This is a genomic window from Salegentibacter salegens, from assembly GCF_900142975.1.
GTDB classification, from domain to species: Bacteria; Bacteroidota; Bacteroidia; order Flavobacteriales; family Flavobacteriaceae; genus Salegentibacter; species Salegentibacter salegens.
In genome coordinates this window covers 996,512-1,012,529 of record NZ_LT670848.1, presented here as the reverse complement: position 1 = coordinate 1,012,529, position 16,018 = coordinate 996,512, and the positions used below count along the sequence as shown (strand labels likewise).

The 16,018-nt window shown below is 36.5% G+C and carries 15 protein-coding genes and 1 riboswitch; of the genes, 9 read left to right on the top strand and 6 right to left on the bottom strand.

The genetic code is table 11. From position 1 onward, the window contains the following. Nucleotide 1 precedes the first annotated feature (1 nt). Nucleotides 2-1,033: a FecCD family ABC transporter permease gene (locus B5488_RS04550; RefSeq protein ID WP_079734185.1), complete on the bottom strand. Its 1,032-nt coding sequence runs from the start codon at nt 1,031-1,033 to the stop codon at nt 2-4. A gap of 147 nt (nt 1,034-1,180) precedes the next feature. After that, entirely contained in the window at nt 1,181-2,335 is a 1,155-nt protein-coding gene (locus B5488_RS04545) for an ABC transporter substrate-binding protein (RefSeq protein WP_079734184.1), read from the bottom strand. Between the two features lie 187 nt (nt 2,336-2,522). Then, nucleotides 2,523-2,802: riboswitch (cobalamin riboswitch) on the top strand. A 33-nt stretch (nt 2,803-2,835) separates the two neighbouring features. Here B5488_RS04545 and B5488_RS04540 point away from each other — a divergent pair. Together B5488_RS04540 and B5488_RS04535 are read left to right on the top strand one after the other, a co-directional pair. Further along, a complete protein-coding gene (locus B5488_RS04540) occupies nt 2,836-4,677 on the top strand; it encodes a TonB-dependent receptor plug domain-containing protein (RefSeq protein ID WP_079734183.1) in 1,842 nt (613 codons plus the stop codon). Nucleotides 4,678-4,764: 87 nt separating this feature from the next. Beyond that, a complete protein-coding gene (locus tag B5488_RS04535; RefSeq protein ID WP_079734182.1) occupies nt 4,765-5,817 on the top strand; it encodes a YncE family protein in 1,053 nt (350 codons plus the stop codon). A gap of 90 nt (nt 5,818-5,907) precedes the next feature. Here the strand turns inward: B5488_RS04535 and B5488_RS04530 are convergent, their stop codons facing one another. Further along, nucleotides 5,908-7,392, bottom strand: coding sequence for a S41 family peptidase (locus B5488_RS04530; protein ID WP_079734181.1), 1,485 nt, complete (start codon nt 7,390-7,392; stop codon nt 5,908-5,910). Nucleotides 7,393-7,512: 120 nt separating this feature from the next. On the opposite strand from B5488_RS04530, the gene B5488_RS04525 reads away from it, so the two are divergent. Genes B5488_RS04525 through B5488_RS04510 form a run of 4 tightly spaced genes read left to right on the top strand, consistent with a single transcriptional unit; the run spans nt 7,513 to nt 9,562 of the window. Next, on the top strand, nt 7,513-8,028 hold the full coding sequence (locus B5488_RS04525) for an RNA polymerase sigma factor (protein ID WP_079734180.1): 516 nt from the start codon (nt 7,513-7,515) through the stop codon (nt 8,026-8,028). Next, a complete protein-coding gene (locus tag B5488_RS04520) occupies nt 8,009-8,461 on the top strand; it encodes a hypothetical protein (RefSeq protein ID WP_079734179.1) in 453 nt (150 codons plus the stop codon). Before B5488_RS04525 ends, B5488_RS04520 begins: the two co-directional genes overlap by 20 nt. 3 nt (nt 8,462-8,464) lie before the next feature. After that, nucleotides 8,465-8,995 carry a DUF4252 domain-containing protein gene (locus tag B5488_RS04515; RefSeq protein WP_079734178.1) on the top strand — a complete coding sequence of 177 codons (531 nt, stop codon included), beginning with the start codon at nt 8,465-8,467 and terminating at the stop codon, nt 8,993-8,995. Between the two features lie 21 nt (nt 8,996-9,016). Continuing rightward, entirely contained in the window at nt 9,017-9,562 is a 546-nt protein-coding gene (locus B5488_RS04510; protein ID WP_079734177.1) for a DUF4252 domain-containing protein, read from the top strand. A 59-nt stretch (nt 9,563-9,621) separates the two neighbouring features. Here the strand turns inward: B5488_RS04510 and purB are convergent, their stop codons facing one another. Beyond that, nucleotides 9,622-10,959 carry an adenylosuccinate lyase gene (gene purB / locus B5488_RS04505; RefSeq protein ID WP_079734176.1) on the bottom strand — a complete coding sequence of 446 codons (1,338 nt, stop codon included), beginning with the start codon at nt 10,957-10,959 and terminating at the stop codon, nt 9,622-9,624. Nucleotides 10,960-11,055: 96 nt separating this feature from the next. Further along, the gene (locus tag B5488_RS04500; protein ID WP_079734175.1) at nt 11,056-11,739 is read right to left on the bottom strand and encodes an SIR2 family NAD-dependent protein deacylase; all 684 of its coding nucleotides are present in this window, start codon (nt 11,737-11,739) and stop codon (nt 11,056-11,058) included. A 147-nt stretch (nt 11,740-11,886) separates the two neighbouring features. Here B5488_RS04500 and B5488_RS04495 point away from each other — a divergent pair, with 147 nt between their 5' ends. The 3 genes from B5488_RS04495 (at nt 11,887) to B5488_RS04485 (ending at nt 15,264) form a co-directional block, all read left to right on the top strand. After that, nucleotides 11,887-13,854, top strand: a complete 1,968-nt coding sequence (locus B5488_RS04495; RefSeq protein ID WP_197686297.1) for a CHRD domain-containing protein — start codon at nt 11,887-11,889, stop codon at nt 13,852-13,854. Between the two features lie 185 nt (nt 13,855-14,039). After that, nucleotides 14,040-14,699 carry a TrmH family RNA methyltransferase gene (locus tag B5488_RS04490; protein WP_079734174.1) on the top strand — a complete coding sequence of 220 codons (660 nt, stop codon included), beginning with the start codon at nt 14,040-14,042 and terminating at the stop codon, nt 14,697-14,699. A 22-nt stretch (nt 14,700-14,721) separates the two neighbouring features. Next, nucleotides 14,722-15,264, top strand: coding sequence for an SRPBCC family protein (locus B5488_RS04485; RefSeq protein WP_079734173.1), 543 nt, complete (start codon nt 14,722-14,724; stop codon nt 15,262-15,264). Here B5488_RS04485 and B5488_RS04480 read toward each other — a convergent pair. Further along, a complete protein-coding gene (locus B5488_RS04480) occupies nt 15,261-16,016 on the bottom strand; it encodes a carboxypeptidase-like regulatory domain-containing protein (protein ID WP_079734172.1) in 756 nt (251 codons plus the stop codon). The genes B5488_RS04485 and B5488_RS04480 overlap by 4 nt on opposite strands. Nucleotides 16,017-16,018 lie beyond the last annotated feature (2 nt).

The following is a 16,018-nucleotide window of genomic DNA, read 5'->3' as shown; positions in this document are numbered from 1 at the left end:
TTCAGAATAAAAATTTACGTTTACGCACTAATAGCCAAATTACCACCGGTGCGCCAATTAACGAAGTTATGGCATTTATGGGTAAAGTATATTCCTGGCCCGGCATTTGTGCAGCGATATCACAGATAAGCATTAAAGCAGCGCCGCCTAAAATTACGGCGGGCACCAAAATACTGTGATTATTTACGGGGATTACCTGTCTTATTAAATGCGGAACAGCCAGGCCAACAAAAGCAATTGGCCCGGCGAAGGCGGTTATACTTCCTGCTAATAAGCTGGTAGCTATAATGATTATAAGTCGGTTTCTTTGAATACTTACACCCAAGCTTTTAGCATATTGTTCGCCAAGCAACAAGGTGTTGAGGTTTTTTATACAGGAAATTGCTAAAATTATTCCTACAAACCAAAACATAGCCAGAATACCAACTTCGTTCCAGGAAAGATCGCCCAAACTTCCAAAAGACCAGAACACATATTGTTGAAGCTGTGCCGCCGGACTAAAATAGGAAAGTACGCTTACTACAGCTGCGGTTAAACTGGCAAACATTAACCCAATAATGAGTATTGCCATCGTATCCCGGAGGCGAAGGGACGCAAGCATAACAGCGATAAGAACCAGTAAACTCCCCAGGCTGGAAGCGATAACCAGGCTCCATTTTGATAGTAAAATTCCGGCAAATGTACCTCCAAAAACAGAAGCCCCCATAATTACAATCGCCACACCCAAACTCGCACCACTACTTAAACCTAAAACATACGGCCCAGCGAGGGGATTACGAAATAGGGTTTGCATTAAGAGTCCGCTAATGGCAAGTCCGGAGCCGGTTATTATTGCAGTGATTGCTTTTGGCAAACGATATTCCACAATAATATAACGCCAGGTTTCTTTAGAAACTTCTAAATTAAAAATTGAGGCAAAAACATCTTTAAAAGGAATGTTTACCGAACCCAAGCTAATATTTAAAAAACCTAGAAAAATTACCCCAAAAAAAAGGAGTAGAAGTGGAAGTACATATTTTTGGGACTGCAACAAGGCCGGTGATTTATTTCTGTGTAAATATCTGAAATAAAATGAGGAGATAAAATTAAAGAAGAACGATAATGGAATTTCACTCGATAATCGAGATTTAAATGCCCTGGGACTTACCTCGAAATCAAGTAAAATTGAACCTTTAATGATTTATTCTTCCAATGCCTTAAAAAACCTGTTTTCATATTCAGGAATTAAGTTGGGATGAAAAATAGAAACAAGATCCTTAAGTACTAAATCTGGACGCTGCGGGCCTAATTCAAAATAAAGCACTCCGCCGGTTTCCCCTTTTGTTAAGCTTACACTGTAGACCTTTTTGTTTTCTACAGCCTCAAATTGCTGGTAATGTTGCGATTCTTCCAAAAGCTGCGTGTAAGAAGTATACTGTCCCGCGCTTATCCAAAATTCAGCATCCTGAGCCTTTGCAAGTACGCTTTCAAAAGATAGTGCCATACTGCCGTTTCCCTGGGTTTGGGCATATACGTAATTTGCATTGGCGTCTTTTATAAACTGTGCATGCCACGAATTTCCATAAGGCAAGTACCACTGATCTTTATACATTGCTCCGCTTAAAACTTTTGGCGATTTTTCTGCCGATTTTGCTAATTCTTTTGCTTCATTATAATCGGTTTCTATTTCATTGAAAATCTTTTCAGCTTCCTCTAGTTTATCGTAAAACACGCCAAAGAATTTAATCCATTCGGCCTTTCCCAACGGGGTTTTCTCGGTCCAATCTCCGTTGTACATCACTGGAATTCCTATTTTTTGAATAGTTTCAAATGTTTTATTATTTCCGTCTATGGCAAAACCAATCACTACCTCAGGATCAAGATCAATAAGCACTTCGGTGTTTATATTTTCATTTTTCCCTAATTCTTTAATTTCTCCGGAATTTATCAATTTCCTGGTTTTTACCGAAGAAATATAATCGAGTCCGGGAAAACCAATCAAGCTTTTTTCTTCATTTAAAGTTTCTAAAGCCGGAATATGCGTGGTAGAAGTCACCACCATTTTTTCTATCGGAATTTGCACTTTTTGATCATATTCCAAATTAGAAGGAATTTCAGCGTTTTCTCTTGTTAGCAGATATTTAAAAGCTTTTTCGGCATCAGGCCAGGGGGTTTCTACTTTTAAAATATAATAGTCGCCAAAGTCACTGATGTTGAAATTAGTAGCGTGTCTTAATTCAACCAATTCTTGAGATTGTGCTGAAACTGTATTTTGATCTTTCTGCTCGTTTTTACAGGCGGAAAATACTAAAAAAAGGAGTAGAAGATTAAGTGCTTTTACAGTCTTTATTTTCATTTTATGGTAGTATAAATGAATTGAATTTATATGATTCTATCCTCATTTTAGACCCCCGAATAATTACGGGGCAAGCTCTGAAACAAGTTCAGGGTGACGAAAACTTTTATATAGAATATTTATAATAGGAATGTTCAAAAGTAAGATTATTTAGAATTTTATAGTCGCAACTCAGATAAATGTTTAATTTCGCATTGAAATTTTTGGTTCGGATGTGATTTTTTCACGCCGATTAAAAGGGAATCAGGAAAAAGTTGGAAGTACGAGATTAGAAGTTAGATTTTTTTACTTCATATTTCAAACTTCGTACCTCAAACTTTGAGAGCCTGAGCTGTTCCCGCAACTGTAAGCTTAGTCTGTAATAGGACGCTTGTTGTTATCACTTCAAAAACCACTGTTCTTATTTGGAATGGGAAGGTAAACAACAAGACGCGAGCCAGGAGACCTGCCAGAATATAACCAATAAATTCTTAGACTTTCGGGATAAAAGTCAGGGGCAGATGAAAAAAACGCACTTTTATACTCTATTTCTTGGCCTGCTAATTAGCTTGCCTGTTTTTGGTCAAAACGATACTGTTAACGTATTGGACGAGGTATTTTTGACCGATACCAAGCTGAAAGATTTTTCTACCGGCCAGCAGGTTACTGTTTTAAACGATTCAGTTTTAAAGAAAAACGGGGCGCTGCTTACTTCAGCATTAAATTTTAATACCAATATTTATTTCAAAGAAAATGGCCTTGGAATGGTTTCTTCTCCATCTTTTCGTGGTACCACTGCTTCGCAAACCGCCGTTTTGTGGAACGGAATTAATATAAACTCACAGTTTAACGGCCAAACCGATTTTAACACATTGAACGCTGCCGGTTTCGATAATATTAGCGTTCGTGGTGGTGGCGGAAGTGTAGTTTACGGTACCGGAGCCATTGGTGGCACGGTGCATTTAAATACCAACCTTGATTTTACCGGAAAAACAAAGCAGGATATTTTTTTTCAATATGGAAGTTTTAATACCCTGGATGCCCGCTATAAAATAAAAACTTCAGGAAAAAAATGGAGTTTGAGCGTGGCGGCGGCCAGGAATTCTTCAGATAATGATTATGATTGGCCAATTGAGGGAAGAAAGAACCAAAATGGTGAATTTTATAACAACAATCTAAACCTGGGTTTTGCTTATCGTTTAAATAAAAAAAACACCATAAAATTTTATAGTGAGATTTTTGATGGAGAACGTCATTTCTCAGTGATTCGTCCTTCAGAAACCAAAACAAAATACCAGAATTTTGATACCCGAAACTTACTGGAATGGATAGGGGAGTTTGGTGATTTTATTTCGGTTGCGCGGTTGGCACTTCTGGATGAAAACTACCGGTATTACGCCAATATTACTTCTGATAATTATTCATCTGGGGAAGCTCAAACCTTTATTGGTAAATATGATTTAAATTATTCGGTATCAAAAAACCTGGAATTAAATGCTGTATTGACAAATACTTATACCGATGGCAGGGGATCTGGAATTACAGCGAATACCCGAAATATCTTTTCTTCGGCATTTTTAATGAAACACCGCCCGTTCCAGAAATTTCAATATGAATTGGGAATAAGAAAAGAGATAACCGATAACTATGAGAGTCCGTTATTATTTTCTGCAGGAACGCATTATAAATTTACCGATTTCTATAGCTTAAAAATGAATATTTCCAGGAATTTTAGAATTCCTACCTATAATGATCTTTACTGGGCAGGAGCCGGAAACCTTGATTTGGGGGCTGAAACTTCCAACCAGATTGAATTGGGAAACCATTTTAAACATAAAAACTTCAAGTTTAGCCTTACCGGGTATTATATTAAAATTGATGATATGATACGTTGGTTGCCTTCAGAAAATGGTGTTTGGCGCCCAAAAAACGAAGAAAAAGTAGAAACCTACGGAATTGAAGTGCTTACCGGCTGGGAAAAAGAGATTTTTAAAGATCATCAAATTAGCGCCTCTGGTACTTATGCGTATACGGTTTCAGAAAATATGAATACCGGTTACCAGCTTATCTATGTACCGTTTCATAAAGCCACAGGTGCACTTACTTATGCTTTTAAAGATTTTAGTGTCGATTATCAGCTTTTATATAATGGTGAAGTTTTTACCAGATCTGATAATAATTCCCGCTATAATATGGATGCTTATTTGGTTTCAAACCTGGGTTTTTCCTTCGATTTTGGCAGGAAAAATACCTATAAAATTGGTGCAAGAGTGCTTAATATTTTTAGTGAAGAATACCAAAGTATAGAAGACCGGTGGATGCCCGGTAGAAATTTTAATATATATCTAAACCTTAATTTTTAACCAGCATGATGCTGGCGGCAAATAGTTAGTTAACCTGCTTATTTTAAACTGTCTATTTGCACCACTTAATGCTAAATTTTTAAACCAATGAAAAGAATAAGTAAACTATTAACTCTGGCCATTTTAAGTGGCTTATTTTTAAATTCGTGTAGTAGCGATGATGATATTGTTGATCCAGTAGATCCACAACCTGAAGAAGGAGCTTATGCCGATGGCTTTTTTGTGCTGAATGAAGGAAGCTCTGGCGGCGGTAGTGTTAGTTTTATAAATAATGATCTTCAAAATATTGAACCGGAAATTTTTCAAACAGTTAATGAAGGAGAAGATGTGGGACTTTATACGCAATCTATTTTCTTTAATGATGAACAGGCTTTTATAATCTCTAATGGCTCTAACCTTATAAGTGTAGTAGATCGCTATACTTTTGAGCTGATAGGAAAAATAGAAAATGACCTAAATATACCAATGTATGGGGCAGTTGAAAATGGAAAAGCCTATGTAACCAATTTAGCTTCTTTTGATACAGATACTGATGATTTTGTGGCGGTAATTAATTTAGAAACTCTAGAAGTGGAAGAAACTATCGTAATGAACGCAACCGCAGAATATATTTTGGAGGAAGATGGATTGCTATATGTGAAAAATGCTTCTTACGGAACAGGAAACCAAATAAGCGTTATAAATCCTACCACAAGTTCTATTGAAAATACTTATGAAACTAACACCGGATTATCTGATTTTGATGTTCAAGATGGTTTTATTTATGCTTTAAGTACTTCTAAATTGGAGAAAATAGATATAGCTTCTGGTGAAATTGTGAACTCTATAGAATTTGCTGAAGGTAATGCCGGTAAAATGGATATTGAAGACGAAATCATCTATTATACGATTGGATCTTCAGTTTATAGAATAGGAGTGAATGATTTAGAAGCAGCAGAAGATCCTATTTTAGATTATAATGTTGATTCAAGTTATGCAGTTTATGGTTTTGAAGTAGAGGAAGGAAATATTTATACGGCTGAAGCTCACCCTTCCTTTACAGCAAATGGAACTATTAGAGTTTATACTTTGAATGGTGATTTATCAGCAGAATTTGATTCGGGAGGTATAGGCCCAAATGGTTTCTATTTTAACGACTAATTATTATTGTTTTTCTTTTAATTTGAATTTGCAAAAAAAGCCCCGTTTCAGTTGAGAAACGGGGCTTTTATCATTAATATAGATTTAATACTATTGCTTGAATTCAGCAGCTTTTTTCCTGATTTCTTCAGGGATTTCCTCGATATACATTCTTTGGTAATCTACATCGGTATCGCCACGTTCTCCAATTTTTGTAAATCGGGAATCGTAAGAAACCGCTGGGATAGCCATTCTATTACCGGTAATATCGGCTAAAGCAGCTGCCAGCAAAGTTTCTTCTGGTTCACCCAGGGGAAGAAGATTTACAATATCTTCTTCAGCTTCAATATCTGGAACTAAACCTTCTTCATAATAGGCATCTTCATTCGCATTTTTAGATTCATAAATAAGTGGTTGAATTACATATTTATGATTCGGATTGCGGTTTTGACGTAAAAAATTGGGAGAATCATATAACGGGGCAGCAGCCTGGAATTTCCCAACTGTACCTTCTCCAACGTGAACTACATCAATATAGGGAGCTAGTCCATTCATAACTAATTCACTGGCAGAAGCTGTAGAACCTGTAGCTATTATATATACTTTGCTAAGGCCAAGACTGTTTATTGCTTCTTCTGTTCTAATTTTATCATTAAACCTATCTACCAACTCTTCTTCTGTAAATTGACTTTGTAACAGAGCGTTCCAGGTTTGTTTAGAGAAAATTTTGCCTTCAAACTGGCCGGTGATCATACTGGAAAGATCTACGGCACTTTCTACAGAACCGCCACCATTATATCTAAGATCTAGAACCAATTCGTCTACACCTTCAGCTTTTAATTCTCCAAAAGCAGCATTTAGTTCATCATCAAAATCGGCGGTAAAACTGTTGTACATGATATAGCCTACACTTATTCCATCTACTTCTACCACTTTAGATAATAGCACCGGATTTTCTGTAATTTCTACTCTATTTAGAGCTATAATTTCATCGGTATTGCTAATGGTATTCTCATTAATTTCGGCAACGGTTATTTCATAGCCATCTCTTCCTAAAAGAGATTGATAATTATTAAGAGTCATTGTTTCTCCATCAATATCTGTAAAAAGTACACCGCGGGTTACACCTGCTTCATCGGCGGGGCTTCCCGGTAATACATAACGTACATAGGCTAAAACACCATTTTCCTCAAACCTTACCAAACCATAATCCATACCAGTGGTAGTTTGAATTCCAGCTTGATTATTTTCTAAGATTGTATAGTCGGCAACAATAAAACTAAAACGATCTTTTGGCGCCGGAACTTTTAATCCGTTATTAAAAAGGTCTTCGGGAGAATCAAAACTCGCCAGCCATTCTTCTTTATCAGTATCAGAATCAAAATAATTCTCACCTAACTCAGGAACATCGGCTTCATATACATAGTAGATGCTCATAGCATCATATAAATAATTCTCGATTTCTAAATTAGGAGCTTCCCCAGGTTTTTCACTACCTGGTTCAACCGGGAAACGTTCGTCATTGTCGTCTTTAGAACAGGAACTAAAAGCACCGATGCTTAGAAATAAAAGTAAAATTAGTTTATTAATCTTCATAAATTTAAGTTTGTTTTAGATTGCTAAAAATACCCACATTAAATTAAATTCAAAATCCTATTGTAACAAATATTACCGCTAATCGTTTTAAAGGTAAGAAGGTTATTAAACCAACGATAAATGAAACAACAAGCCTTCCTGGACAAAATAAACCCGGTTAAAGATAAAATGTACCGGCTTGCATTGCGACTGCTTATTTCTAAAGAAGCTGCCGAAGATGCTACCCAGGAAGTAATCTTTAAACTTTGGGCTCGCAAAGATAAACTCAAGGATTATACCAATGTTGAAGCTTTTGCAATGACAACTACAAAAAATTACTGTTTAGATGAATTAAAAGCGAAAAAGAACAATAATTTAAGAATTGTTCATCAAAATTACGAGAATAATTCAATTTCGCTTCAAAGAGGATTGGAAGTTAAAGATGAAATGCACTGGGTAGATAAAATTGTAAACGAACTGCCAGAACAGCAAAAAATTGCTTTTCAGCTAAGAGATATTGAGCAACTGGAATTTGAAGAAATTATAGAGATTACTAAAATGAAACCTACTGCTGTTAGGGTAGCATTGTCTAGGGCAAGAAAAAAAATAAGGGAAAGCTTAACAAATAAGCACAACTATGGAATTACAAAAAATTAGGGGATTACTGGAGAAATATGATGCCGGGGAAACTTCCCTGGCTGAAGAAAAAGCACTTCGGAAATATTTTCAAAATAATGAAGTGCCAGATGATTTAAAAAGTTATCGGCTAATATTTTCTTTTTCTAAAAAAACAGGTACTCAGAAAATGGAGCGGGAAGCGGAACTTCCATCTTCAGCAAAGGGAAATAAATACCTGTGGACCGCAATTGCGGCGAGTATAATTTTAGTCGTGGGACTTTTCTTTTTTCAAAATAAACCTATAGAAATGAATCATAGTGATCTTGGCACTGTTCAGGATAAAGAAGAAGCCCTGCAAAAAAGTATAAAGGCCCTAAAAATGGTTTCTGAATTAATGAACGAGGGTAAAGAGGACCTTATTTACCTAAAAGAATTTAATAACACCAAAGATAAATTTATAAAAACTGAATAACCCATGAAAAAGATAGTACTAGTTATTATTATTATTGGTCTCTTACCAATAATAACGCAGTCCCAGTCGTTTGCCAAGTATGAAAATATGAAGGATGTTGATGCGATGGTAATGACCAGCAAGATGTTTAAAATGCTTGCTAAAGTAGATTTAAGTGAGGATAATCCTGAAGCGAGGGAATACCTTAAACTTATTGAAAACCTTGAGGAGATTAAAATGTTTACCAGTACCACGGCTTCGGTGAGAAGTGAAATGAAAAAGGATGTAGAAAGTTATTTAAACTCAAATTCCTTAGAGCAGTTAATGCGGGTAAATGAAGATGGTAAGAACATTCGGTTTTATTCAAAAGGAGGAAAAAACGATAATTATGTAAGCGAGCTTTTTATGTTTATGGAAGGTGAAAAGGAAGGAGAATTAATCTCTGTAATATTGAGTATTACTGGAGAAATAGACCTTTCGCAATTATCGCGCTTAACATCAGACCTTAAAATTCCCGGTGCTGAAGAGCTTAAAAAGGTAGAAAATAAATCTTAGATTAACTTTAAATCAATAAAAATGAAATCAATAAAAATTTTAGGCCTGGCTCTGGCTGCTGCTGCATTTGTTTCCTGCGCCAACGAACCGAGTTTGCAGGAATACTATGTAGAAAATCAGCAGGACAATAAGTTCATCGCTTTAGATGTGCCTACCAGTATGTTTACTAATTCTGAAGAACTTGACGAAAATCAAAGAGCTACGCTAGAAAGTGTGAAGAAAATAAATGTTTTGGCCTTACCGGTTAAAGAAAGTAAAGAGGAGTATGAAGCTGAAAAAACTAAATTAACCAACATTCTACAGGATGAAAAGTATCAGCTTTTAATGAAATACGGATCAAACGATCGTAAAGCGGAAATTTATTTTACCGGAGATGAAGATGCGATAGACGAAATTATAATCTACGGTTATGATGATACCAAAGGAGTGGGCGTAGCCCGTGTTTTAGGTGAAGATATGAATCCGCAGAAATTAATGGAATTAATGAAATCGCTGGATAAAGGGGATATAGATGTAAACGGACTTAAAGGAATTACAGGAATGTTTAAAACTGAACTTGAAGAATAGTTTTTTAGTTGTATTTATAAAGAGGTTGTTTGGAAATTTTCAAACAACCTCTTTTTAATTTAAATCCCCGTATAATTTTGCGGGGTTATTTTTTTGAGTTCATCCTTTACTGCTTGAGAAACATCTAAAGTTTCAATAAAATCGGCTATGCTTTTCTTATTGATTTTTTCGTTTGTTCGGGTAAGCCCTTTTAATGTTTCATAAGGATTTTTAAAGCCTTCACGTCGTAAAATTGTTTGAATAGCTTCGGCAACTACCGCCCAATTGGCTTCAAGATCTTCATTGAGTTTTTCTTCATTCAGCAGTAATTTATCCAAACCTTTTAAAGTGCTTTTAAAAGCAATACTGGTATGCCCCATAGGTACACCAATATTTCTTAAAACCGTACTATCGGTAAGATCTCGTTGCAATCTACTAAGCGGTAATTTTGCTGAAAGATGTTCAAAAATAGCATTGGCAATTCCCAAATTACCTTCGCTGTTTTCAAAATCTATAGGATTCACTTTATGCGGCATAGCCGAAGAACCTATTTCTCCTTTTTTAATTTTTTGCTTAAAATAATCCATAGAAACATAGGTCCAGATATCTCTATCTAAATCTATTAAAATGGTGTTTATTCTTTTTAACCCATCAAATAAGGCAGCCATATGGTCGTAATGTTCTATTTGGGTAGTAGGGAAAGAATGGTGCAAACCGAGTTTTTCCTGTACAAAATTACTTCCAAACTCTTTCCAGTCGGTATTGGGATAAGCTACTTTATGCGCGTTAAAATTTCCTGTGGCACCACCAAATTTCGCAGCGTGTGGTACTTTATTTAAAAGATTGAGCTGAGACTCTAAACGCGTAATAAAAACTTCTATTTCTTTTCCTAAGCGAGTAGGGGAAGCCGGTTGCCCGTGGGTTCTTGCCAGTAAAGGAATATTCGCCCAATCCTGGGAAAGTTGTGTGAGTTTTGAAATAATTTGTTCAATTTCCGGAATATACTCGGCTTCAATCGCGTCTTTTAAACTTAATGGAACCGCTGTATTATTAATATCCTGTGAAGTGAGCCCGAAATGAATAAACTCTTTATGAGCTTCCAGGCCTAATTCATCAAACTTATTTTTTATAAGATATTCTACCGCTTTTACATCGTGATTGGTAGTTTTTTCAATCTCTTTAACCGCTTGCGCATCAATGGTAGTAAAGTTTTTATAAATAGCTCGCAAATCGCTAAAAACCGAATGATCTACACTTTTAAGCTGGGGTAGCGGTAATTCGCAAAGCGCAATAAAATATTCCACTTCAACCTTTACACGATATTTTATAAGTGCTTCTTCGCTAAAATATTGCGAAAGTTGTTTGGTTTTGGAATGATATCTCCCGTCTATAGGGGAAATGGCGGTTAGCGGTGTCATGTATTTGATTTATAAATTAAAAGCCGTAAATATACTGCTTCCAAATAATCTTTAAAACCGCAACAGCATTTCTTTTTTTCTCAATGGCATCAATTTTTATACTGAATTCTTTAAATCAGCTACCAGTTTTGGGACACCAACTGAAGCCTTTTCAGCAATAATATGAAGATTCCCTTTTTCTGAAATATTAGGTTTAGGGTCAATAAAATACACCGGAATTCCATGCGGAGCAAAATCTACGAGGCCGGCTGCCGGATAAACCTGCATAGAAGTTCCTATAATAATAAGAAGTTCAGCTTCTGCAACAATTTCCATAGCTTTTTCAAACATGGGCACCGCCTCGCCAAACCAAACTACGTGTGGCCTAAGCTGATAATTAAATTCACAAAAATCTCCCGGTTTTATATCCTGCTTCCAGTCCAAAACGAGTTTTTCATTAAATGTGCTCCTTGCTTTTAATAGCTCGCCGTGCAAATGGGTAACCTTGGTACTGCCCGCTCTCTCGTGAAGATCATCTATATTTTGCGTAATAATTTCAACATCATAAATTTTTTCTAATTTGGCTAAGGCTGTATGTGCGGCATTTGGTTCTACCGTTAATAATTGCCGACGTCTTTTATTGTAGAAATCTAAAACTAATTCCTGATTGCTTTCCCATCCCATAGGGGATGCCACCTCCATTACATCGTGACCTTCCCATAAACCATCTACGTCCCTAAAGGTTTGGATACCACTTTCAGCACTAATTCCCGCGCCGGTAAGAATCACTATTTTTTTCATATTAACATAGTTTGTGCGTTATTTTCATAAACCTTAACATCCGTTAAAACCTGCTCCCTCGTATCTATATATAGATTTGATAAGGTAAGAAGCATTTTTTGCTTTTTCTTATCTCTAATTTACTAATAATTAAAATTTTTTAAACTTATGAAAAAATTCTTACTTGCTATTTTAATAGCACTTCCCTTTATGTTTATGAGCTGTAGCAGCGATGATGATGCTGTAGATCCCGATGGGGATGGCGATGATTTTGAAGGGGAAACAAAGTCTTTTGAACTTTATTCCGTTGCCGATCCTTCAATTTCGGGGACAGCAACATTTATGGAAAATGAAGATAACAGTACCACCGTTGAACTTGAATTAGACGGAACTCCAGATGGAGGAATGCACCCCGCACACATTCATTACAATACTGCTGCAGAAAGTGGGGAGATCGCAGTTTCCTTTGAACCTGTAGATGGATCTACCGGAATGAGTACTACTACTTTTTCAACCTTAGATGATGGGACAGGTATTACTTATGAAGAAGCTATTAATTTTGATGGTTACATTAATGTGCATTTAAGTGCAGACGATCTTGGTACTTTGGTGGCACAGGGAGATATTGGTGAAAATGTACTTACCGGTGAATCTAAAAATTATATGCTTCAAGAAAGAGCTGTAGAAGGAATCTCTGGAAATGTAATGTTTCAGGAGAGAGTAAATGGTGAAGCTTTAGCAACTATTATGCTTGAAGGTACTCCAGAAGATGGTGAGCATCCTGCACATATCCATATGGGATCGGTAGTTGAAGCACCGGGAGATATTGCTTTTAGCTTTAATCCGGTAAACGGAGCAACGGGAATGAGTAAAACCAATGTTGCCGCATTAGACGATGGTACCGCATTTATGTATAGCGATGTACTTAGTTATGATGGTTATGTAAATGTACACCTAAGTGCAGATGAGCTTGGAACTCTTGTAGCCCAGAATGATATAGGTGGTAACGAACTTACAGGCGAAACTAAATCTTACGAGCTTGATGAAAGAGCTGTAGAAGGAATTAGCGGAACAGTAATGTTTGAAGAACGTATGAGCGGCGCTGCACTTGCAACTATTATGATAGATAATACTCCGGAAGATGGAATGCACCCGGCTCATATTCATATGGGTTCTTTTACTGAAGGTCCCGGCGATATCGCTTTTACCTTTAATCCAGTAAATGGCGCAACCGGAATGAGTAAGACTCAGGTTGAAATGTTAGGCGATGATACTGAATTTGGTTACGAAGAAGTGCTAAATTACGATGGTTACGTTAATGTTCACCTTAGTGCAGATGAACTTGGTACGGTAGTAGCTCAGGGAGATATTGGAACTAACGAATTAACCGGTGAGAGCAAAACTTATGAATTAGGTGAAAAAGATGTTGAAGGTATTAGTGGTTCTGTGATCTTTGAAGAAAGAATGAGTGGGGAAGCTATAGCAACTATTATGCTAGACGGAACTCCTGATGGAGGAATGCACCCGGCTCATATTCATATGGGAACTGCCGCTGAAGGCCCTGGAGATATTGCCTTTACCTTTAATCCAGTAAATGGAACTACAGGAATGAGTATGACTCACGTTGGAATGCTTGATGATGATACCGAATTCGGATTCGAAGATGTACTGAATTATGACGGTTATGTAAACGTTCATTTAAGCGCAGATGATTTAGGAACTCTGGTAGCTCAGGGAGATATAGGCCAGAATGAATTAACCGGAGAATCTGCTTCTTATGATCTTGGAAGTGTAGCTGTTGACGGAATAATGGGGACTGCAATGTTTGAAGAACGTGTGAACGGTGAAACCCTGGTTACTATTATGTTAGATGGAACTCCTGAAGGTGGAATGCACCCAGCACATATTCACGTTGGCTCTATTGCAGATGCTCCAGGAGATATCGCGATCTCTTTAAATTCAGTTAATGGTGATACCGGAATGAGTATGACTAACGTGTCAGCTTTTGATGGAGAAGATGCTGATATGATAGATTATAACGGACTTTTGGAATATAATGGGTATCTTAATGTGCACTTGAGCGCAGACGATTTAGAAACTCTTGTTGCCCAGGGAAATGTTGGTTCGAATTCTTAGAACTTAAAATTTTATATTAAAGTGAGAAACCCGGTCTCGATGAGGCCGGGTTTTCTTATACCTTTTTTAAATATTAATAATATAAAGATCAGTCCATTAGATTTCTAAACTTTTTTAATATAAAAATTTTAAAATATTCCTTTTGAAAACGCCCGACTTCCTGTCGGGTTTTTTAATTTTAGCCTATGCAAAAAACTACTCTTTTAGACCATCTTGAAACTTTTCTCACACCAAGGCGAATCTCTCTATTTGATAAGGTGATTGCAGAGCGAACAAATCATTTTACCGTTGCTACGCAAGATGTTTACCAATTACATAATACCAGTGCTGTAATTAGGAGTTGTGAAGTTTTCGGAATTCAAAATATCCACGTGGTAGAAGAACGTAAACCTAAAAGAATAGATCGTGAAATCGCGATGGGCGCTCAAAAGTGGGTAGATGTAAATCGATATTCCACTTCAAAAGAATGTATTAAAGAATTACGAGCTAAAGGATATCAAATTGTAGCCACTACACCATATGGAGAAAGTACAGCCCTTAAAGATTTTGATATAGAAAAACCTTCAGCTATTTTTTTCGGAACGGAAAAGGACGGCCTAAGCGACGAAATCCTGAACGAAGCCGATTGCAGATTAAACATTCCTATGTTTGGTTTTACCGAAAGTCTTAATATTTCGGTTTCCGCAGCTATCATTTTACAGAGCATTACTTCCAGGTTAAAAAGTAGCGAAATTAACTGGCAACTTTCTGAAGAAGACAAAATTAGTCTTAAATATGAATGGCTAAAAAAATGTATAAAAAATTCAGATTCAATTATAGCCCAATTCAAGATAGAAAATCATTAAATTAGTTGAATAATTTTTTCCAATGACCCTTTTTTTTTACCTACTTATAGCGTTTATCACCTTTATAGCTTTTCTGCACGCCTGGGCAAAGAAAAGGTATGACATTAGCCGAACAATGGTGATTAATGCGCCGCGCGATGTGGTTTTTAGTTACGTACGGCAATTAAAGAAACATCCGCTGTGGGTTACCTGGTTTTCAAAACATCCTGAAGCTGTTTTAAAACACAAAGGCGAAGATGGTAAATTAGGTGCGGCTATTTACTGGAAAAGTAAAAATAACGAAATAGGGGAAGGACTTCAAAAGATTATAAAAGTAAAACATCCAAGAGTTTTTGAAACACGGGTGTTGTTTGTTAAACCGGTAAAAGTAAGTTTGCTAACTTATTTTGCTGCAAAAGAACTGGAACCCGGAAAATCCAAAATAGTTTGGGGAATTCGTGGTAATTTACCTTTTCCACTTTCAGTAATAAGTCTGTTTTATAGTCCAGATAAATTAATGGGGCAGGACCTTGAAAAAGGCCTGATTAATTTAAAAACAAAAATGGAAAAGGGAGTAAAAGTTTAGTTTCTCTGCAAAACCCTGTATTCTTCGTAGCAACCACTTAAGGCATCTAAAATTTGCAAATCGTTTGCTGATCTTAAAAAATCTTTAGAATAGCTACATCGCTGCAGGATTTCATCAATTTCAACTTTATTAATTGGGAGTAGAGCGATAAGAGTTTCCCTGTCAAACTTATTTCTTAGCAGGGTTCTAATTTCATCATCCTCTTTCATCTGCCTTAGCTTTCGCATTTGTTTTGGCTTTTTACCAAAGATATTATGCATTAAATCGGCAGGATTAAAAATTGCTCCTAAAGTTCGGGAAATCGCACTTGCAGAATTATCTCCACCTTCATACCCGGCATTTAAGCCCGAAATACTATAGCGGTTATTCTCATAAATAGGGATATTTCTGGCATCAATTTCAAGATAGCCGGTAAGGGTTACCGGTTTTAGAACTACCTCTTCTAAAGCAATTCCCAACTCGGTCATTTTTACTTTTACGCTTCCATATTTAAGCCAGTCGTTGGTAACTCTGACTTTTATAGATCTAAAACCAAGGTAAGAGAAATATAGTGTATCGTTAACGGTGGCCTGTAATTTAAAAGATCCGTCTTCTTCACTAACGGCACCTTTAACCTGGTTGAGGTTTACAATGTGAACTTTCTCAATAGGTTTATCATCGGCCGCATTCATAACGGTACCAGATACAACATCCTGTGAAAATGCTTGTAGAGTTAAAAAAAGTAGTAAAAAGGTAAAAAGGAATTTCTTCATAA